Origin of the sequence: Aminobacter sp. SR38 (genome assembly GCF_014843375.1) — a bacterium.
Classification (GTDB): domain Bacteria; phylum Pseudomonadota; class Alphaproteobacteria; order Rhizobiales; family Rhizobiaceae; genus Aminobacter; species Aminobacter ciceronei.
In genome coordinates, this window is record NZ_CP062112.1 from 5,489,704 (window position 1) to 5,509,231 (window position 19,528).

The window sequence follows — 19,528 nt, forward strand, 5'->3', positions numbered from 1 at the left end:
TGGGCATTGTCCCAGTCACTGGCCCGAGCATCTTTCCGCAGAGGCTGCGCTCGCAGTTGCTTGGCTCAGTAAATCCAACAATGGTCGCTGTCCGGCGACGAGCTTGTTGCTCGCGTCGGCCAACGAGAACCACTCAATTCGGTCCACCTCCGGGAAGAGCTTGTCTTGGCCGCTTTGGGGCGGCCACTCCATGGCAAACAGGTTGCTTTTGAAATCGGTCATGTCGATGTCGGCTTCCACGGCAAAGGCGGTGACCAGCTTCCCACTATGCTGGCGGACGGTTCCGAGCGGAATGAGCTTGCCCGTCACTTCGATGCCTGTCTCTTCCTGGAACTCTCGCCTGGCCGCTGCCTCCGATTCCTCGTCGTCGGCATGCTCGCCTTTGGGCATGGACCAGGCGCCAAGATCGCGTTTGCTCCAGAACGGCCCGCCCGGATGTGCAAGCAGGACTTCCACGAACCCTTGCGTTCGCCTGAACGCTAGTATGCCTGCGCTCTTCCTTGCCATGACAAGCCTGCACCCCGCTTCCGGATGGGTTCAAAATAGCAGGCCGAAAATTGACCCCAGTCAAGGTTTGCAAAGTGAAACCTGGCAGAATTGCGTCTAGGTTGGCGGACCAAGCCAAAACGGGAACCTTCGCGGAGCGTCAAGAAATGGTGCCACGTCTACGTTTTCATGGCGCGGCTCATGCGGTGACAGGCTCTTGTTACGAGCTTGAAGTCGGGAACGAGCGCATCCTGATCGACTGTGGTCTCTTCCAAGGGTCGAAATCTGAACGGGAGCTCAATTACGGAGACTTTCCATTCGATCCGAGCAGGATTGACGCGGTCGTGCTGACCCATGCCCACATCGATCACAGTGGGTTGCTTCCCAAGCTGATGAAGCATGGGTTCTCCGGCCCCATACATGCTACCCGAGCCACGATCGATCTCTGCTCGGTCATGCTGCCCGATTGCGCTCACATCCAGGAAATGGAAGTTGAGCACCTCAATCGCCGCAACGCCCAACGGGGTCGTATGGCAGTAGCCGCCATATACACGGCGGAAGACGCGGCAAAGTGCATGACGCTCTTCCATGCCAGGCAATATAAAGAATGGTTCGAAGTCATAGCTGGTGTGCGGGTTAGGTTCTGGAACGCCGGGCATCTGTTGGGGTCCGCTTCAGTCGAAATTGAGATCAATTTTTCGGACAAGCCGCTCAGACTATTGTTTTCCGGAGATGTCGGTCCGGCCCACAAACTTCTGCAGCCTGATCCGGAAGCGCCGACGGATGTCGACTATCTGATTTGTGAATCGACCTACGGAGATCGGGAGCGAGGAGAAATCACCCCTCAGCGACGTAGGTCCCTGCTCTTGCAAGAAGTGCAAGGCGCGCTCGCCGCAAGTGGTCCGCTTATCATCCCATCGTTTGCCGTCGAACGAACGCAGGAGTTGCTTGTCGACCTGTTCTGGTTGATGCGCGAAGGGCAGATTCCCAAGGCCGATGTCTTCGTGGATTCGCCGCTAGCCACTCGCGCCAGCACAATCTTCGAGCGGCATGCCGACGAAATCCAGGAAGGCGATGCGCTCAGGCAGGCCCTCAGTTCTCGTGAAATTCGCTTCACGGAAACGGTTGAGCAAAGCAAGGCGATCAATCGCCTTAGCGGGTTCTACGTCGTGATCGCAGCAAGCGGCATGTGCGATGCAGGTCGCATCCGACACCATCTGAAGGCGAATCTGTGGCGAAGGAACGCAACAGTGATGCTTGCCGGATTTCAGGCACAGGGAACGCTGGGACGCATACTCCTCGACGGGGCCGAACGGGTACGAATTCAGGGAGAGGAGTTTCAAGTCAAGGCTCGGATCAGACTGCTCGACCTGTATTCGGGCCACGCCGATGCCAGCGAGCTCGAGGATTGGGTAAGGGCGCGCCTGCCTATCCATAAAGGGGTATTCCTGACCCATGGCGAAGAAACTGGCCTGTCCGGACTGAAGGCACGCTTGGCGGCATTCGTCTCTCCGGAACGTATCATTGCGCCGCAACTCGACGAAGCCTTCGATCTCGGTAGGGCCGGCGCGCAAAGGGTTGATTTCAACGAACCGAAGCGTCTGTTGCCGGGCAAGGTCGCCCGCCTTGATTGGCACAACGAGTTATCGGAATTGCTGCTCGATGTAAGCCAGGCCGTCAGTCAGCAGGCGGACGAACGCGGACGGTCTGCTGTCATTCGTCGGCTGCGCCGAGCCCTCACCACTGAGGGCCGACCTTGAGCCGTGCCGACCAGTTCTCTCTGCATGCCGCCCAGGAGCGGATGTCCGAGCCATCATCTCGACGCGGATCCCCCAGCCGCTTGCGGGCCGTGTCGAACGCCTGTTTCGAGCCATCCAAAAGCGGACGCTGCCCAGGAGCCAATTCGACGATGGGGGACGCACCCGCATCGGTCAAGGCGAGAGGTGATGTCACGGCTTACCCCGGATCTGACCTTGAACAGGTGCTCGCGGCATGACTTGGGTTGTCCGGGTGGTTCAGGCCCTGTTTGGGGGCAAGGGTCTGCATCGCGTCGTATTGCGACAGAAACACCTGCCCCGTCAGCGCATCGAGGAAATGGGATCTTTTCAACCGGTCCATCACCGGGCCTTTAACTTCCGACAGGTGCATCTTCACTTCCATCATCCCCAGGCGATGGTTGATCGCCTCCAGGCTTTCCAGTGCGCTGAGATCGATCTCGTTGATGGCAGAGCACATCACCACCACGTTTCTGATCGGGCAATCGGAGGCGACGCGATCGGCGACGTAATCCTCCAGAAAACGAGCGTTGGCGAAGTAGAGGCTCTCGTCGATGCGGATGGTGAGAAGGGTAGGGTCGGTGAGGACGGTGTGGCGTCGGATATTGCGGAAATGCTGGGTGCCTGGAACAAGGCCAACCTCTGCAATATGTGGACGCGAGGATCTGTAGAGATGTAGTGCGATGGATAGCACTACTCCCGTTGATACGCCGATCTCTACGCCCATCGCGAGGGTCAGAGCGATCGTCGAGGCCACGGCGACGAAATCTGCCTTCGAGTAGGTCCAACTGCGCTTCAAGATCGAGAAATCGACCAACGAAAGCACCGCCACGATGATCGTCGCGGCCAAGGCGGCCGTGGGGAGGAAGTATATCAGCGGGGTTAGCGCTATGGCTGCGACGGCCAACCCTATTGCGGTAAAGGCGCCGGCGGCAGGCGTCTCGGCCCCTGCATCGAAGTTTACCACCGATCGAGCGAAGCCACCCGTCACCGGGTATCCTCCCGTGAAAGCCGCCCCGATGTTGGCGGCGCCCAGTCCGATCAGTTCCTGGTCGGGGTCTATCCGCTGTCGTTTCTTGGCGGCGAGAGTCTGCGCGACCGAGACGGATTCCACGAACCCGATGACCGAAATCAACAATGCGGGAAGCAGCAGAAGCCCGATCAGATTGGTGGAAAATGAGGGCAGCGTTAGCGGCGGCAGGCCCTGTGGCACGTCACCAACGATTTGCACTCCCTTTGCATCCAGTCCGAGGCCCCAGACTGCGACCGTCGTCACGGCCACGGCAAGCACAGGACCGGCCTTGGTCACCATATCCGCCAGGCGCGGGCCAAGGCCGAGTTGGCGCAGCATCGGTTTCAAACCCTTGCGGACCCAGAACAGAAACCCGGTGGCACCGATCCCGATCACCAGAGTGATCCAGTTGGTCGCAATGAGGTTGTCGGCCAGTGATACGACCATTGCAGGCAGAGTGTCGCCACCTGCTCTTACGCCCAGAATATGTTTGATCTGGCTGGTCGCAATGAGGATGCCGGATGCTGTGATAAAGCCTGCGATGACGGGATGTGACAGGAAGTTGGCGAGAAATCCCAGCTTAAGGAGCCCCATCGCCAGCAGGATTGCCCCAGACAATCCTGCAAGGGTGAGGGCGGCCACGGCATAGCCCATGGTCCCCTGTTCGACGATGTTGCCGATGGCAGCGGCCGTCATCAGTGACACCACCGCCACTGGTCCCACGGCCAAGGCCCTGCTGGTACCGAAGATCGCGTAAAGGATGACTGGCGCGATCGAGGCATAGAGCCCGGCTTCCGGCGGCAATCCCGCCAGAAGCGCATAGGCCAGCGACTGAGGGATCAGCATGATCGTCACGATCACTGCCGCCAGCAGGTCGCCCGTCAGGGCGTGACGGTCATAGGTCCGGCCCCATTGCAGGATCGGAAGATAGCGGGCGAGCGATATGGCGGACATGGGACGAGACTTTTCTGGGTTCTTCATGGTCCAAGAGAGGCGGCTTCAATGCGTCTGCAGAAAGGGGCAGACTGTGCCGGGTTCATCCCTGGATCGCGGCAAAGAGGCTCTGCGCCCGGGCGCCCGTACGGCAATAGGCCAGAACCTTGCCTTGAGCCGTGGCCACGGCGGTGTCGAAAGCGACAACGTCAACCCTGGTTGCTTGACCTGGCGTGACCGGAATGTGGAACGCTTCAAGCCCTGCGACCTGGGCGGCGGCTTTGATCTCGGCAAAGCTTGGCTGGCCTGCATCCTCGTGATCGGGGCGGTTGCAGATCACTGTTGTAAAGCCCGCGGCCTTCAGGTCGGCGAGTTGTACAGGCGCAATCTGCGGGCTGACCGCGAAATCCGGCGTGATGTGTTTGATGTCCTGCATTTTCTTGTCCTTGAATGGAGGTCAGAGGTCAAAGCGCGTTGATGGGTACTTTGAGCATTGGCCGGCCGTCCTTGTCGGTCGGCACCTCGCCTGCGCGCATGTTCACCTGGAGCGACGGGATGATGAGTTTTGGCATCGCCAGCGTTGCGTCGCGTTCGGTGCGCAAATTCACGAACTGCTCCTTGGTGGCTCCTTTGCCGACATGGATGTTGTGTTCTTTTTCCGCGGCCACCGTGGTTTGCCACTGGATGTCGCGGCCATTGGGACCGTAGTCGTGGCACATGAACAGGCGCATCTCGTTTGGCAAAGCCAGCACCTTCTGGATGCTGTCGTAAAGTGTGGCGGCATCGCCGCCAGGGAAATCGGCGCGCGCCGATCCGCCATCGGGCATGAACAGTGTATCTCCCACGAAAGCCGCGTCACCCATGACATGAACCATGCAGGCCGGCGTATGGCCGGGGGTGTAGATTGCCACCGCCTCCATGTTGCCGATCTTGTAGGTGTCGCCATCCTCGAATAGGGCGTCGAACTGGCTGCCGTCGCGCTGGAACTCGGTGCCTTCGTTGAAAATCTTGCCGAACGTGTCCTGAACGACCATGATCTTGTCGCCGATGCCAATCTTGCCGCCGAGAGCGCTCTGAATGTAGGGCGCGGCGGAAAGGTGGTCGGCATGCACATGGGTCTCGATGATCCACTCCAGCTTCAGGCCGTGCTTGCGGATATGGTCGATGATGGCGTCGGCATGGTCATAGGTGATCCGGCCCGCCGCATAGTCGATGTCCATGACGGAATCGATCACGGCACAGGCGTTCGAGGACGGGTCTTTCACCACATAGCTGATGGTATTGGTTGTCGGGTCGAAGAATGCCTCGACCTGTGGTTTGACGGACATGTTGATCGGATAATCTGTCACGGCAGTCTCCTTTCTGGTTCAGGTTTCGCGGCGCAGCACGCGGGCTGCGCGCGCACCGCTCAGGGCCATTAGGCCCTTGGCGCCAAAGATGCCGGCGATCAGCGCCGCCACGAAGGCGACGACCTCGATCCGGCCAGTTCCCAAGGCGGGGAGCGCGGCCCCCGGGCAGAACCCGGCGATGCCCCAGCCCACGCCGAACACGGCCGAGCCGACGAGCAGACGGGCGTCGATGCGCAGATTGTCGGGCAAGTGGAATTTCGCGTCGATGATCGGCGAGGTCCTGCGCAAGACAATGCGATAACCAAGGAAGGCGATGATAACCGCCCCTCCCATGACGAAGATGAGGCTTGGGTCCCAGTTGCCTGTCACATCGAAGAAGTTGAGCACCTTGGCTGGGTTGGCCATGCCCGAAATCGAAATGCCCACGCCAAAGACAAGGCCGATGAGATAGGACGTCAGAAGTCGCATGTGTCAGGCCCCCAGAACATGACGGATGACATAGACGGTCACCCCGGTGGTCAGCATGAAGGTCAATGTTGCCGCAATGGACCGGCGCGACAGGCGCGCCACCCCGCAAACCCCGTGTCCCGAGGTGCAGCCGGATCCGTAGGTCACGCCGATCCCGACCAGCACGCCGCCCACCAGAAGCATCGGCATGGACACGGTTACCTCGACTGCGGGCATCTGCCCGGTCACAGCCAGCGTAACAAGCGGCCCGCTGATCATCCCGGCCAGCAATCCAAGCCGCCAACCGGTATCTGGATGCGCGGACGGCGTCAGAACACCTGCCAGGACGCCGGTGGCTCCCATGATCCGGCCAAGGGTCAGCATCAGCAGCACCGAGGCCAGCCCGATCAGAATGCCGCCTGAGAGGGATTGCCACGGGGTGAAAAGGGTTTCGATGGTGGTCAGTTCCGGCACGTCGTGGCCCCCAGCACCGCGTAGAGTGGGCAGAAGCGGAACATGGCAGTCGCCAGCATCACAATGCCCACGACCACAGCGCCATATTCTAGTGCAACGCTGTCAAAGACGTCCCAACTGCTGAACAACGCCGCAGCGATCAGCCCCACGCCGAGGACAAGACGAAGAGCCCGGTCTATGGTTCCTACATTGGCAATCATTGTCCTGATCTCCTGTTGAATACGGGACCTGTCTATGCCCTTTCGATCCGCCGTTCAGTGACGATGTCACCAAGCGGAAGTGAATGGCGGGACTTGCAGGCTGACGGGGCGGCGAAAGGGGCGATACCGAGGCTGCGCTTGCCTGTCTCCGCTGTGCTGGTATCAAGTTCCTTGGTAATCTTGGCGGAGCATTGGTCGCGGCTTGGCGTGGTGGTCGGCTCGCGGGCCTTGCCGGGCGATCAGATTGGGTGCGAACTCGGGCGTGGGAGAGCCCGGCTGGCGCCCGCGCGGGTACTGCTTCCAAGTCGTCCGGAGGCCATTTTGACCCTCAGGCAGCCCGTGTTCTTCACCGGTGTGCGCCTAGCCCTCTCTGGCCTTTTTGAGTTCTAGCGTTGGAGCCCTGAGCATCAGCGATAGCTACTGTTCACGAGAAACCATGAGATCTATCCCGCATCCAGGGCGGCTAGTCTTTCTAACCCGGCAATATCCACCAGATCGATCGTCCCGCGCGACTGCCGAATCCATCCCCGTCGCTGAAACTCGCCTAACTGGCGCGAGACAACCTCGCGCGCGGTGCCCAGTTCGGCTGCCATCTGCTGATGCGTGGCTTTGATCTGTCTTGCGCCACGTTCCAGATCGATCAGCTTCTGCGCCAGCCGGATATCGACGCGCTGGAACGCGATGTCTTCGATGACCTGAAACAGATCGGTGATCCTTTTGGAATAGGCGGTGAATATGAAACTGCGGAAAGCGACCGACTGGGAGACCAGGTCATCGAAGACCGCGCGCGGGATGGCCACGGCGCGCACGTCGGTTTCAGCGATGCCCTGGGCGGAATAGTCTTCGTGGGCCAACAGGCAGGCGGTCGTCAGTACGCAGCTTTGTCCAGCCTCGACCCGATAAAGGACTATCTCGCGGCCACCTTCCGAGACCTGCTGCACCCGCACCCTGCCTTCCAGCAGCAGAAGCAGGTTCTCGGGTGACTTGCCAGGACCGAAGATTACAGTGCCTTGCGGGACCGCAATTATGGCGCTCTTTCGGGTCAGCGCGTCGCGTACGGCCGGCTCGATACGGGACAAGCCCGGAAACTGCTTGATCCAGTCAGTCAAAAGTATCGCTCCCACATTCCAGGGTCCGGGTCCAGGTTACCCTGTTTAGACAGATACGTATGAAGAAAGATCAGCTCTCAGGCAGGCGCATCCTCCTTTTCAGGAGCATTGCGGTGAAGTTTGCACACACTCCGAACTGCCAAGAGCGGGAATTTGGTGTTGATTGCCAGCAGCGCGATTGGGAATTTTCGGAGTTCAATGGAGATTACCGTCGCATCGCCACGGTGCCCCATCTCCAGGCGATAATCGAAGCCCACTCCACCGAATTGATTGAGCCGGTCGCAAGACGCAGGCGTCAGGCGACCACACGATCAAGGACGCCATGGCCGGCCTGCTTTCGAACGAGATTTCGATTGGGCCCTCGTCGAGCCTTCTAGGTATCGACCGGATGACACCCCTGGGCGGTTTGCCAAATAATCATCCGCCCGCAAGTGCTTTCTCGACATCCGCCTGCGAATGCCCTGTCAGGTCTTTCGCAATCTCGCCCAGAAGGATGGCAGACAGCGCCTTGTGGTAATGTTTGCGCATTTCGCCAAGAGCGCGGGGCGCTGCCACGATCACCACATGCTCGATCTCACCGCTCAGCGCCTGCTGATTGAGATGCTGGACAATTCCCGCTGAAAACTGATCCTCTCCAGCCTGACCATGGTCGGGGTTGGCAGCGCTTGCTTGCCGTCCCATGCTCGTACCTGCGTCTGCAGCGACAGCTTGGTGGGGCATTGCGACAAGCTTCAGACCTGCCTCGTCCCCTGTGTTGCGAAACAGATTGATCTTTTCGCCATCGGCGACGGCAACGACTGTACCTTTGGGCAGCAACATGTGCGGTTCTCCTGGTTAGGCGAGTTGCGTACTTGGAAACGGGAAAGTGCCGCTCAGGGGAGCAGCCTCAGGCGACGCTGATCGGAGGAAAAAGCCTCAGCCGGCAAATAGCGGCATCGGACACAACAATTTAACTCTAGCACGCCTGGGATCCCCGTGCTCGGATGAATGCCCGATTTCGCCGAAACAGCAATCCGGCACCCGATTTGGGACGATTGCCGGGAATGGCTGAATCAGGACCATTGCCTGCTCACAGGCTGGCTACGCGCGCAGCTTTGCAGGGCGACTTGATGAGCATAGCCGAGATGCGGATGATGGAGGCGATGAACTGGGCGCTTGTATGGTCCGTTAAGCTCGTTAGGTGCTTCACTCGTCGGCCTGGCGTCCGACGCTGCCACTCCGGTTCAGCGTTTCCAAAGTCGCTCAAGCCGCTCGAACCGCGGTGGCGCGATGCTGCAGAGTGGAAGCTATCGACATTTTCCTTGATCCAGATCAGCGACAAGTCACTGCAGGGAGCTCAATCTCTTCAAGAGCACCCGGATAGCGCGGTGCGAAAGGATGTCAGATGACAAAGTTCTTCGCCAATGCCGCAGTCGTGATTGCAATTGGAGCCGCATTCGTCTCGCCGTCTAATGCCCAATCCCAACAAGGCATGATGGGAATGATGGGCGGCGGGTGCCCGACCGTTGGCATGATGGGACACGGACGCATGGGCCAGGGCGGATGGGGCGAAGGCAGGTTTGGCGGCCTGATGGGTCGCCAGCCGAAGATGGGCGCCATGGTCGAAGGGCGCCTAGCTTACCTCAGGGGTGAACTGAACATCACCTCAGATCAGCAGCCGGCATGGGACGCCTATGCGACTGCGGTGACGGAGCGCGTCGAACTCATGCAGGGCATGCATGAGGGCATAGCGAAGACCATGGAAACGGGGACTGCGCCGGAGCGCATGGATGCAAGAATCTCCGGCATGGAAGCCATGCTGGAGTCAATGAAAGCCATGAAGCCCGCGACGGAGGGGCTCTATTCTGCGCTGAAAGATGAGCAGAAAGCGGTTGCCGATGAACTGATTGGCGGCGATTGCGGTGCCTTCTGACTGAGGGGGAAAGCTCATTGAGCTTCACTTTCGGCAAGCCGTTTAGCGTTGCCGATGGAAAGAGCGATTGAGCATGTGACTGCCGCCTTTGCTGCCAAGGGGCTTCGGCATTCTGACGACGATCGAAGTTGCGGCGACGTCGGGGAGAAGCCAGGCGTCGAAGCCTCTCAGTTCGTCGGCTCGGTGCGCTCTGGACGAACTATAGGAGAGGGGTGTCGGGTATCGGGCTCGCCCGGATTTGGCCATTCACTCAGACTGCCGTACCGCTCAGCGCGCCAATGCCAGCAGTCAACGCCATCGCAAAGTCGCCCCAGAAAGAAACCCGCAACATTGCCTTCATGACGTTGGCTCCGCCTGCCTTAGCGCCGATTGCGCCCAGCAACGCAAAGGAACAGCAGTGAAGCAGCAGACACGGCCCAGACCAGAAGCAGCGGGCGCCACAAGCACCATCATCGCTAGCGGCATCGCAGCTCCGACCGCAATGTAGCTGCTGACGTGAGGGCTGCCTGAATCGGTTCGCCATCAAACTGGCCGGCGACTTGATGTGCAAGGTCAGTCGTCAAGCCGCGCTTGATGTCGAACTGCGCCAACTCCAGCTTGCGCACGCCGTCGAGAGCACTTCTGATCTCTGGAAACAGATCTCGGTATATAGCTGCCCTCGACGTATTGGCGACCATGCCTGACCCACCGTGACCGGGGCCGCAGATAGATTATGTTCAGGTCGCGCATCCGGATAAGCTATATAGATGGGCATAGATGAGGTTGAGGCCGGGTGTCGTGCCCAAGTGACTGAGTAGCCTAATGGCTTGACATGCTAAGGCTCTAGCGGCTCGCGCGGCAAAGGATTTCTGCCGACCGAAAGATAATTCGCTGCCTGCAAGTAGCGGTGGAGCAGCCCAATTTCCCCATGGCGTGCGCCCGATCGTTGTCGTCTAGCTTTCCCATGCGCATTTTTTTCCCCGGTCGTCAGAAACTTGGCAATCGCTAAGGAAGAGGTCGCTCCCCGCCATGAGTCAGGTCAAAGAGCGTCGTTGGAACCCCAGACGACAGGGAGGCACCTTCACATTTCTTTACACTTCCCCGTCACTCGAGAAACGTTGGTCCTCCAGTCTGGCGTTATCGCGGCTGCAAGTGCCGCCTAACCAAGGAAGCGATCATGGACAACGACAAGCAGGATATGCAGGCCTCATCGGCTCCGAACACCGCAACTGGGTCGCGTGGCTGGGGACGGCGCATCGTTATCGGCGGCCTTGCTGCCGCAGCAGTCGCTGGCATTGGACTTGCTGTGGCCAACAGTGGCGAGTTCGGAGATGGGCACGGAATGCTGCATTTTGGCAAGGGACACCAGATGATGGATGCTTCTATGGGCCGCGGTGGCTTCTCGGAGCGCCGGATGGAGCATATGATGGAAGATATCGATGCCACACCGGAACAGTCGAAGAAGCTGAAGGAGCTCTTCGGTTCTGCCCGAGATGAGATCGCTCCGATGCTCGACGACTTCAGGGACACGCGCAACGCCGCAGCCGACATTCTGGGCGCGCCGACTATCGACCGATCTGCGATCGAAAAGTTGCGCAGTGAGCGCGTTGCCGCGATCGATGCCGCCTCGCGGAAAATGACGGCCACTCTTGTCGATGCGGCAGAAATCCTGACGCCAGAACAAAGGGCAAAGATTCTGGAGCGTTTCAACGCGCGCGGAGGCCACGGCCGGTGGTAGGATTTCAACTGCAAGGTTGAAATCCGGAGAGTCCCGGCCATGGCGGAACAGGTGCTGATCATCGATGACGACACACGCCTGTCCGCCATGATCGCGGACTATCTCTCGGGAAATGGCTACATCGTCCACACTGCGGCAACCGGGCATGCCGGCCTCGCTGATGTGCAACGGCGTTCGCCAGACGCGGTAATTCTCGACGTCATGCTGCCCGACCTGGACGGCTTCGAGGCCTGCCGCCGCATGCGCGCCGTATCTGACGTGGCCATTCTTATGCTCACGGCGAAAGGGGATGAGACGGACCGGATTATCGGGCTGGAGTTGGGCGCAGACGACTACTTGCCAAAGCCGTTTAATCCGCGCGAACTGCTGGCGCGTCTCAAGGCTATACTGCGGCGGCGCCGTGGCGGCGATCTGACCGCATCACGCATCCTTCGGTCCGGGCGGCTCGAGATAGATCCCGGTTCTCGTTCAGTCCGTATCGATGGCCGCGATTGTCCGATGACCAGCTATCAATTCGACCTTCTCGTTGCATTGGCGGAGAATGCCGGACGTGTGCTGTCGCGCGAGCAACTGATGGACCTTGTCAAAGGCGAGGAACTCGAAGCGTTCGATCGGTCGATCGATGTGCATATTTCTCGGATCAGGGCGGCAATCGAGGATAGTCCCAAACACCCGCGTCGCATCGTAACCGTGCGCGGCGCCGGCTATGTTTTCGCTCGCTTTCAGGACGATCAGAAATAAGTCGGGGCGAAACTGTGGTGCGCAACAGCCTCTTCCTCAAGGTCTACCTCACGCTGCTGGCCAGCTTGGCCGTAGTCGCATTCACGAGTGCGTTCTTTGTCCGGCTGGGGCTGGACGAGCTGGACCGGGGATGGGGCGGCCGGCGTGACAAATTCATCGCCACAATGTTACCAGTGACCGACGATCCGGCTATGCTCAAGATCACGCTTGACCGGCTTGCGGACGCCTTCGCAGCCGACTTGGCGCTATACAACCCGCATGACCAATTGATTGCCAGTGCTGGAGAACCGTTCAAATTCGACGCGCCCGGCTCGCGTCAGTCGCACGATGGCAAACGGCCGTTTGCAATTCGACTGGCGGATGGACGGGTCATACAGGCCCGCATGCCCCTGGGTCCGGGTGGACGAAATCCCCTTGGCTATCTGGCAGTCATCGCCGGTGTCATCGGCCTTGCAGCCTATCCTGTGGTTCGTCATCTGACGCGGCGGTTGGAGCGTCTGCGCCGCGGCGTGGAAATTTGGGGGGCAGGCGAGCTTGGAACCCGGGTTGCGGCGAGTGGCAGCGATGAAGTCGCAGTAGTCGCGCGGAGTTTCAACATTGCGGCCGATCGCATCGAACGTCTGGTCGACGCGCACCGATCCCTGCTCGCCAATGCCAGCCATGAACTGCGTTCGCCGTTGGCAAGGCTTCGCATGGCCATAGATCTCTACGAGCGTTCGGCCGATCAGGCAACGAAGCGAGAGATCGTGCAAAGCCTCTCGGAACTCGACAGCCTGGTCGAGGAAATCCTGTTGGCCAGCCGGCTCGACCATGTCCAAAAACTGGACCATGTGGAAGCCGTCGACATGCTTGCACTTGCAGCCGAAGAAGGTGCGCGCAACGACGTTGCGGTCACCGGCTCGACCGCCATGATCTCGGGCGATGTGCGGTTGTTGAGGCGCCTGGTTCGCAATTTGATGCAGAATGCGTTGTGCCATGGGGCTCCGCCGGTGATCGCCGAGGTCGAGACCGATGGGGCAATCGTGCGCCTGTGCGTCAAAGACCATGGCGAGGGCATTGCAGACGGCGAGGGCACACGGGTCTTCGAACCGTTCTACCGTCCGACGGGACGAAGCGAGAGCAAGGGCGGTTGGGGGCTTGGACTATCCTTGGTCCGCCAGATCGCTACTCACCACCGAGGGTCCGTACGCTATGAAAGGGTGCCGGAGGGTGGGGCCTGTTTCATCGTGGAATTCCCTGCGTCGAGTGTGGCGCAGCCAGTCGCAAGACCAGCGCCGACGAGCGGTTGATCTGTCCCGTCAGCCCCGAACTTCCAGTGCTTAGCCCATCAACCGGGATGTCTTTGCTGCGCTTGTGTGCGTCGAAACAGGTGCGGTCCCGTGTCCGTAAGACACGCTCACTCATTGCGTTTCCCAGGATGCGTCGACTGGCAAGACGGCGTTCACTGCTGGCAGGGGCACTTGTGGCGGTATCAGTTGGTCGCTTGACAAAGATCAAGGCCGAACTGGTGAGGAGGCCGTATATCACAAGCGTTCGGCGGCGCTGAAACAACGGTTTGTAGCGTGCGCGAGGGCATCACAGCGGGAGGAATGCATGGCGCATGTTGTCGTTCTCGGTGCCGGGCTTGGCGGCACGATCATGGCCTATGGGCTTCGCAAAGGTCTTGGGAAAGAACACAAGGTTTCGGTTGTTTCCAATGGAGACCGCTATTCGTTCGTGCCTTCCAACCCTTGGGTTGCGGTCGGTTGGCGCGATAGGGAATCGATCGAAGTCGACCTTGCGCCGGTGTTTGCACGCCACGACATCGCGCTGCATCCACAAGGCGCCAAGCGGCTGAAACCGGCAGAGCGTCGCATCGAACTCAACGACGGATCTTCTGTTGCCTACGACTATCTGGTGATTGCTACGGGTCCCGAACTGGCTTTCGATGAGATCGACGGGCTCGGACCTGACCACAACTCGCAGTCCATCTGTCACATCGACCATGCCCTCAAGACAAAGAAGGCGTTCGATGCGTTGGTCGACAATCCAGGCCCAGTGGTCATCGGCGCTGTGCAGGGCGCTTCGTGCTTCGGTCCTGCCTACGAATTTGCATTCATCCTCGAAAAGGCGCTGCGCAAGGCCAAGGTTCGCGATCGGGTGCCGATGACTTTCGTCACCTCGGAGCCGTATATTGGTCACCTTGGCCTGGACGGTGTCGGCGACACCAAGGGACTTCTCGAAAGCGAGTTGCGTCAGCATCACATCAAGTGGATCTGCAATGCCAAGGTTGACCGCGTCGAGCCGGGTAAGATGTTCGTCTCGGAAATCGCCGACGACGGGTCCTTGAAGAAGGCGTACGAACTTCCGCAAGTCTTTTCAATGATGCTTCCGGCGTTTCGCGGTGTTGCGGCCGTATTTGGCATCGAAGGCCTAACCAATGCTCGCGGCTTCATTGTCGTCGACGAACATCAGCGCAGCACCTCCTACCCGGATATTTTCGCAATCGGCGTGTGCGTCGCCATCGCGCCTCTCGGAAAGACGCCGGTCCCGACCGGCGTTCCAAAAACGGGCTTCATGATCGAATCCATGGTGACTGCTGCAGCCCGGAACATTGGCCGCTTGGTTACGGGCGCCGAGCCGGATGCTCAAGCAACATGGAACGCGGTTTGCTTGGCCGACCTGGGCGATTCCGGCGTTGCTTTCGTCGCCCAGCCGCAAATCCCGCCGCGCAATGTCAATTGGTCGTCCTCCGGCAAATGGGTTCACACAGCGAAGGTCGGCTTCGAGAGGTATTTCCTGCACAAGGTCCGGACAGGCAAGGCCGAGCCGTTTTACGAGCGTCTCGCCTTGCAGGTGATGGGCGTCGACAAGCTGAAGGAAATCAAGATCGATGACGGCGCGGCTACGCCGCATGTCTAAGTGCTCGATGCTTTGCCGAGCAGGACATGCGGCGGCACGTTCCGGCTCCGTATCCAAGAGTTATGCAGGCCTTTTCCAGACAGATGGAGGTTACCAATGACGCTTGACCGTTCCGTTCTCGCATTTGCCGGCATCATGGTGCTGCTTTCGGTGGTGCTGACGATTTGGGTTTCGCCCTTGTTCGTTTGGCTCACGGTCTTTGTTGGCCTGAATCTGGTGCAATCCGCGTTCACTGGATTCTGCCCGGCAGCGGCCGTCTTCAAGATGCTCGGCGTCAAGCCGGGCCGCGCCTTTTAAGGTTTGCCGAAATGCGATCCTTGCCACTGTTCGCCGGGCTGCTCGCGTGTGGCCCGGCATTGGCTGGAACCGTGACGCTCGCTCCCACCCCGGTGATCGAGTGGAAGGCGGTCTATGGCCGGGTCGAGGCACGCGACACGATTCCTGCGCGTGCCCGCATTGGTGGGGTAATCGTCGAGCTCAATGTGAGCGAGGGCGATAATATCAAGGCCGGGCAGAAGATCGCTACCGTTCGCGATGACAAGATCGCTTTTCAGATCGCCGCGATCGACGCGCAAATTCGCGCGCTTGAGGCGCAACTTGTCACGGCAAGATCCGAGTTGGCCCGCGGCCAGACCCTGGTCGATAGGGGCGTGATGACCGCGCAGCGTCTCGACCAGCTTCGGACCGATGCGGATGTTACACAAAACCAACTGGCTGCGAGCGAGGCGCAACGATCGGTCATCGTTCAGCAAGGCGCTGAGGGAGAAGTATTCGCGCCCGGCGCTGGCCGCGTGCTCACCGTGCCGGTGACGCGGGGCGCCGTCATCATGGCCGGCGAAGTGGTGGCCACGATAGGCGGTGGCGGCGTTTTCCTGCGCCTGGCGATGCCTGAACGCCATGCTCCGCTGCTGAAAGAGGGGGCCTCGATCCGTATTAGTGCGAACGGCGCGGACTCGACCGGCCGTCTCGCAAAAATTTACCCGCAGATCGAGAATGGCCGCGTTCTCGCCGACGTCGAGGTCGAAAAGCTGGAAACGGCTTTTATCGGCGCCCGTGTGCTCGTCGAGGTTCCGGTTGGCGAGCGCTCAGCGCTGCTCGTACCGGTCGCATCCGTTGAAGCCCGGTCGGGCATCGATTTTGTCCGTGTCATGGTTGGTGGCGTCGAGATTGATCGGGCGCTTGTGCTGGGCGAGCGGATCGCACGTTCTGACGGGGACTATGTCGAGGTCCTGACTGGACTCGCCGTCGGCGATGTCGTGGTCACGCCATGAAGCTCCCGACTAGTTTTGGTATTGCGGGGGGCTTGACGCGAGCTTTCATCGCCTCGCCACTGACGCCGCTGTTGCTGGTCGCTGCCTTCGCGTTCGGACTCATAGCTCTGTTGACATTGCCACGTGAGGAAGAGCCGCAGATTTCGGTTCCGATGGTTGATATCCTTGTGCGCGCTGACGGCCTGAAGGCCGATGATGCCGTCAAGCTGATCACCGAACCGTTGGAAATGATCGTCAAAGGAATAGATGGCGTGGAGCACGTCTATTCGCAAACTGACGACGATCAAGTGATGGTAACCGCACGCTTCATCGTCGGAACTTCATCCGACGCCGCGGTGTTGCGTGTCCATGACAAGGTCCGCGCGAACTTGGACCGCATTCCGTTCGGCGTCCCCGAACCGCGCATCGTCGGCCGCGGCATTGACGATGTTGCGATCGTCACGCTGACGCTTTCGTCCAACCCACTCATGGCCGATCGCATAACAGCGAACGATTTGACGCGCATCGCACGCGAATTGCGCACCGAGATTGCCAAGATCGACGATGTCGGCCTGACTTATCTCGTCGGCGAAACGGCAGAGATCATACGGGTGGCGCCGCGTCCCGAAAAGCTCGCCCTCTACGGCGTCACGCTGCAGCAGCTTGCCGCGAAGGTTTCCGGAGCCAACAAGGCCATTCCTGCTGGAGGGGCCAGGGATGATGGTGAGCAGATCGCCGTCATTGCCGGCGAGACGCTGAGTTCACCAAACCAGATCGGCAATCTGTTGGTGACGACGCGTGATAACCGTCCAGTCTATGTCCGTGACGTGGCCGACGTTGCCTTCGCAACCGACACGGGGGAAATTCTGGTATCGACGGTCCTACGATCGAAAAATGGAGTTTCGCGCGTTCCTTCGGTCACGTTGGCCATTGCCAAACGTGCGGGTTCGAATGCGGTGACAGTTGCGGAATCGATCCTGCACCGGGTCGAAATGCTCAAAGGAAGTCTCATTTCGGGCGAGGTGTCGGTCGAAGTCACACGCAATTATGGCGAGACCGCCAACGAAAAGGCGAACGAGCTGCTTTATCATCTCGGGCTCGCCACGGTCTCGATCATCCTTCTTGTCTGGCTGGCCATCGGGTGGCGTGAAGCCGTAGTCGTCGCTGTCGTTATTCCCGTAACGATCCTGCTTACCCTCTTCGCTTCGTGGTGGATGGGCTATACGCTCAACCGCATATCGCTTTTTGCCCTCATCTTCTCGATCGGCATTCTCGTCGACGACGCAATCGTCGTCATCGAAAACATCGCGCGCCACTGGGGCATGGGCGACGGCCGCGAACGCAAGGATGCTGCAATTGAGGCGGTTGCGGAGGTCGGCAATCCGACCATCGTCGCGACACTTACCGTCGTCGCTGCGCTTCTGCCGATGCTTTTCGTGTCGGGGATGATGGGACCCTATATGAGCCCGATTCCTGCAAATGCGTCGGCAGCGATGATCTTTTCGTTCTTCGTCGCTGTCACGGTAACACCTTGGTTGATGCTCAGGATCGCCGGTAGGGCAACCCCGATCAGTCACCACCAGGGGCATGGCGGGCTGCTTGGCCGCACCTATGCCGCCGTGGCGCGTCCGATCCTGTCGTCGAAAATCGCAAGCTGGTCGTTTCTGCTTGCAGTCGGCATTCTTACCCTCGGTTCCCTTGCGTTGTTCTACACCAGGGATGTGACCGTCAAGCTGCTTCCCTTCGACAATAAGTCAGAGCTATCGGTCACGATCGACCTGCCCGAGGGCTCCTCCGTCGAAGCAACCGACGGGGTTGCGCAGGAGGTCGCGCGCATAGTTCTGGCCCTGGAGGAGGTGATGTCGGTCCAGACGCATGCCGGGGCTGCGGCACCTTTCAATTTCAACGGCCTGGTTCGCCATTCCTTCTATCGGACGGAGCCGCAACAGGGCGATGTCGCCATAAACCTTCTGCCCAAAGCGGAGCGCATCCGCTCCAGCCATCAGATCGCGCTCGAGATTCGAGAGCGCATCAAGGCCGTGTCCATGCCGTCGGGCACCAGCCTAAAGGTCGTCGAACCGCCGCCTGGGCCACCCGTCATGGCAACGCTTCTGGCAGAAGTCTACGGACCCGATGGCGAGACCCGGCGAAAAGTCGCGGAGAAGGTCGAGATGGCCTTTCGGTCGGTTCCATTCATCGTCGACATCGACAATTCCTATGGGCAGCCCGCGCGTCGCCTGCGTATGCGGATTTCAACCGACGACGCAGAGTTCTTCCATGTCGAAGAGAGCGACGTCTTCGACACGATCGCGATCCTCAACGGCGGCACGACGGTCGGCTATTCCCATCGCGGAGGCGGCCGGCAACCAATCCCCATCCGCATCGAACGGCCGAAGGGCGATAGGGTTGTCGACGAGCAGTTCTTGGCGACGCCGCTTCCAGCCAACGTACTGCCTGGTGATCGCGGCGTTGTCGAACTCGGCGACGTTGTGCGGGTTGCAGAAGAACGTGCGTCGTTTCCGGTATTCAGGCACAATGGCCGCGCTGCCGAAATGGTAACGGCTGAACTCGCTGGAACTTTCGAAGCCCCCCTTTACGGCATGCTTGCGGTGCGGGAGGCCATCGATGTGCAGGACTGGACGGGGCTTCCGAAGCCCGTCATCTCGCTGCATGGCCAACCGCAGGATGAGGGTTCCTCGACGCTCCTTTGGGATGGCGAATGGGAGGTTACCTGGGTGACCTTCCGCGACATGGGCGCAGCATTTGTGGTCGCGCTGCTTGCCATATACATTTTGGTCGTTGCGCAGTTCGGCTCCTTCAAGCTGCCGCTTGTGATCCTGACACCGATACCGCTGACCTTCATCGGCATACTGGGTGGCCATTGGCTGCTTTCCGCGCCGTTCTCGGCGCCCTCTATGATCGGGTTCATCGCGCTCGCCGGCATCATCGTGCGTAACTCAATCTTGCTTGTCGATTTTATCCGTCATGCCAACACCGGCGAACTGCCTCTGACCGAGATACTGATTGAAGCTGGTTCAATTCGTTTCAAACCGATCCTACTCACCGCGCTCGCAGCCATGATTGGCGCGGCGGTAATTCTGTCGGATCCGATCTTCCAAGGGCTCGCCATCTCTCTGCTGTTCGGTCTTGCTTCGTCGACATTGCTCACGGTGCTCGTCATCCCGGCGATCTACAGGGTGCTGAGGACGTAGATGAGAAATG

The 19,528-nt window shown here is 59.7% G+C and carries 18 protein-coding genes and 1 pseudogene; 9 read left to right on the forward strand and 10 right to left on the reverse strand.

The window, feature by feature from the left end:
- Nucleotides 1-15: 15 nt before the first annotated feature.
- Nucleotides 16-507: an NUDIX domain-containing protein gene (locus IG197_RS26900; RefSeq protein ID WP_192315952.1), complete on the reverse strand. Its 492-nt coding sequence runs from the start codon at nt 505-507 to the stop codon at nt 16-18.
- 146 nt (nt 508-653) lie between these two features.
- On the opposite strand from IG197_RS26900, the gene IG197_RS26905 reads away from it, so the two are divergent.
- Entirely contained in the window at nt 654-2,246 is a 1,593-nt protein-coding gene (locus IG197_RS26905) for an MBL fold metallo-hydrolase (RefSeq protein ID WP_192315954.1), read from the forward strand.
- Between the two features lie 196 nt (nt 2,247-2,442).
- Here the strand turns inward: IG197_RS26905 and IG197_RS26910 are convergent, their stop codons facing one another.
- The 8 genes from IG197_RS26910 to IG197_RS26945 all read right to left on the reverse strand — a co-directional run bounded on the left by IG197_RS26910 (nt 2,443) and on the right by IG197_RS26945 (nt 8,604).
- The gene (locus IG197_RS26910; RefSeq protein ID WP_192315956.1) at nt 2,443-4,227 is read right to left on the reverse strand and encodes a SulP family inorganic anion transporter; all 1,785 of its coding nucleotides are present in this window, start codon (nt 4,225-4,227) and stop codon (nt 2,443-2,445) included.
- 82 nt (nt 4,228-4,309) lie between these two features.
- On the reverse strand, nt 4,310-4,642 hold the full coding sequence (locus IG197_RS26915) for a TIGR01244 family sulfur transferase (RefSeq protein ID WP_192315958.1): 333 nt from the start codon (nt 4,640-4,642) through the stop codon (nt 4,310-4,312).
- Nucleotides 4,643-4,670: 28 nt separating this feature from the next.
- Nucleotides 4,671-5,534: an MBL fold metallo-hydrolase gene (locus tag IG197_RS26920; RefSeq protein WP_371746568.1), complete on the reverse strand. Its 864-nt coding sequence runs from the start codon at nt 5,532-5,534 to the stop codon at nt 4,671-4,673.
- Nucleotides 5,535-5,573: 39 nt separating this feature from the next.
- Entirely contained in the window at nt 5,574-6,023 is a 450-nt protein-coding gene (locus IG197_RS26925; protein ID WP_192315962.1) for a DUF6691 family protein, read from the reverse strand.
- Nucleotides 6,024-6,026: 3 nt separating this feature from the next.
- A complete protein-coding gene (locus IG197_RS26930) occupies nt 6,027-6,476 on the reverse strand; it encodes a YeeE/YedE family protein (protein WP_192315964.1) in 450 nt (149 codons plus the stop codon).
- Nucleotides 6,464-6,676 carry a DUF2892 domain-containing protein gene (locus IG197_RS26935; protein ID WP_192315966.1) on the reverse strand — a complete coding sequence of 71 codons (213 nt, stop codon included), beginning with the start codon at nt 6,674-6,676 and terminating at the stop codon, nt 6,464-6,466. Before IG197_RS26935 ends, IG197_RS26930 begins: the two co-directional genes overlap by 13 nt.
- A gap of 443 nt (nt 6,677-7,119) precedes the next feature.
- A complete protein-coding gene (locus IG197_RS26940; RefSeq protein ID WP_083948565.1) occupies nt 7,120-7,785 on the reverse strand; it encodes a Crp/Fnr family transcriptional regulator in 666 nt (221 codons plus the stop codon).
- Between the two features lie 417 nt (nt 7,786-8,202).
- Nucleotides 8,203-8,604, reverse strand: coding sequence for a host attachment protein (locus IG197_RS26945; protein WP_192315974.1), 402 nt, complete (start codon nt 8,602-8,604; stop codon nt 8,203-8,205).
- Nucleotides 8,605-9,169: 565 nt separating this feature from the next.
- On the opposite strand from IG197_RS26945, the gene IG197_RS26950 reads away from it, so the two are divergent.
- Nucleotides 9,170-9,697, forward strand: a complete 528-nt coding sequence (locus IG197_RS26950) for a Spy/CpxP family protein refolding chaperone (protein ID WP_192315976.1) — start codon at nt 9,170-9,172, stop codon at nt 9,695-9,697.
- 250 nt (nt 9,698-9,947) lie between these two features.
- Here IG197_RS26950 and IG197_RS36335 read toward each other — a convergent pair.
- Nucleotides 9,948-10,368, reverse strand: a pseudogene (locus IG197_RS36335) (VIT1/CCC1 transporter family protein); the annotation flags it as partial.
- 485 nt (nt 10,369-10,853) lie between these two features.
- Here IG197_RS36335 and IG197_RS26965 point away from each other — a divergent pair.
- From IG197_RS26965 to IG197_RS26995, 7 genes are all read left to right on the forward strand, one after another.
- Nucleotides 10,854-11,414 (forward strand): Spy/CpxP family protein refolding chaperone, encoded by a 561-nt coding sequence (locus IG197_RS26965; RefSeq protein ID WP_182573975.1) that lies wholly within the window; start codon nt 10,854-10,856, stop codon nt 11,412-11,414.
- Nucleotides 11,415-11,453: 39 nt separating this feature from the next.
- Nucleotides 11,454-12,155 (forward strand): response regulator, encoded by a 702-nt coding sequence (locus IG197_RS26970; RefSeq protein WP_067961451.1) that lies wholly within the window; start codon nt 11,454-11,456, stop codon nt 12,153-12,155.
- A 17-nt stretch (nt 12,156-12,172) separates the two neighbouring features.
- Nucleotides 12,173-13,444, forward strand: a complete 1,272-nt coding sequence (locus IG197_RS26975) for a HAMP domain-containing sensor histidine kinase (RefSeq protein WP_192315978.1) — start codon at nt 12,173-12,175, stop codon at nt 13,442-13,444.
- A 304-nt stretch (nt 13,445-13,748) separates the two neighbouring features.
- Complete coding sequence (locus IG197_RS26980; RefSeq protein ID WP_192315980.1) at nt 13,749-15,056, forward strand: NAD(P)/FAD-dependent oxidoreductase; 1,308 nt, start codon at nt 13,749-13,751, stop codon at nt 15,054-15,056.
- Nucleotides 15,057-15,152: 96 nt separating this feature from the next.
- Nucleotides 15,153-15,353 carry a DUF2892 domain-containing protein gene (locus IG197_RS26985; RefSeq protein ID WP_067961455.1) on the forward strand — a complete coding sequence of 67 codons (201 nt, stop codon included), beginning with the start codon at nt 15,153-15,155 and terminating at the stop codon, nt 15,351-15,353.
- Between the two features lie 11 nt (nt 15,354-15,364).
- On the forward strand, nt 15,365-16,327 hold the full coding sequence (locus IG197_RS26990) for an efflux RND transporter periplasmic adaptor subunit (protein WP_192315982.1): 963 nt from the start codon (nt 15,365-15,367) through the stop codon (nt 16,325-16,327).
- A complete protein-coding gene (locus IG197_RS26995; RefSeq protein ID WP_192315984.1) occupies nt 16,324-19,518 on the forward strand; it encodes an efflux RND transporter permease subunit in 3,195 nt (1,064 codons plus the stop codon). Before IG197_RS26990 ends, IG197_RS26995 begins: the two co-directional genes overlap by 4 nt.
- Nucleotides 19,519-19,528: the final 10 nt, after the last annotated feature.

Coding starts and splice junctions, on each gene's coding strand:
- IG197_RS26900 (WP_192315952.1), bottom strand. CDS start 507: ATGGCAAGGAAGAGCGCAGGCATACTAGCGTTCAGGCGAACGCAAGGG.
- IG197_RS26905 (WP_192315954.1), top strand. CDS start 654: ATGGTGCCACGTCTACGTTTTCATGGCGCGGCTCATGCGGTGACAGGC.
- IG197_RS26910 (WP_192315956.1), bottom strand. CDS start 4,227: ATGTCCGCCATATCGCTCGCCCGCTATCTTCCGATCCTGCAATGGGGC.
- IG197_RS26915 (WP_192315958.1), bottom strand. CDS start 4,642: ATGCAGGACATCAAACACATCACGCCGGATTTCGCGGTCAGCCCGCAG.
- IG197_RS26920 (WP_371746568.1), bottom strand. CDS start 5,534: ATGTCCGTCAAACCACAGGTCGAGGCATTCTTCGACCCGACAACCAAT.
- IG197_RS26925 (WP_192315962.1), bottom strand. CDS start 6,023: ATGCGACTTCTGACGTCCTATCTCATCGGCCTTGTCTTTGGCGTGGGC.
- IG197_RS26935 (WP_192315966.1), bottom strand. CDS start 6,676: ATGATTGCCAATGTAGGAACCATAGACCGGGCTCTTCGTCTTGTCCTC.
- IG197_RS26945 (WP_192315974.1), bottom strand. CDS start 8,604: ATGTTGCTGCCCAAAGGTACAGTCGTTGCCGTCGCCGATGGCGAAAAG.
- IG197_RS26950 (WP_192315976.1), top strand. CDS start 9,170: ATGACAAAGTTCTTCGCCAATGCCGCAGTCGTGATTGCAATTGGAGCC.
- IG197_RS26965 (WP_182573975.1), top strand. CDS start 10,854: ATGGACAACGACAAGCAGGATATGCAGGCCTCATCGGCTCCGAACACC.
- IG197_RS26970 (WP_067961451.1), top strand. CDS start 11,454: ATGGCGGAACAGGTGCTGATCATCGATGACGACACACGCCTGTCCGCC.
- IG197_RS26980 (WP_192315980.1), top strand. CDS start 13,749: ATGGCGCATGTTGTCGTTCTCGGTGCCGGGCTTGGCGGCACGATCATG.
- IG197_RS26985 (WP_067961455.1), top strand. CDS start 15,153: ATGACGCTTGACCGTTCCGTTCTCGCATTTGCCGGCATCATGGTGCTG.
- IG197_RS26990 (WP_192315982.1), top strand. CDS start 15,365: ATGCGATCCTTGCCACTGTTCGCCGGGCTGCTCGCGTGTGGCCCGGCA.
- IG197_RS26995 (WP_192315984.1), top strand. CDS start 16,324: ATGAAGCTCCCGACTAGTTTTGGTATTGCGGGGGGCTTGACGCGAGCT.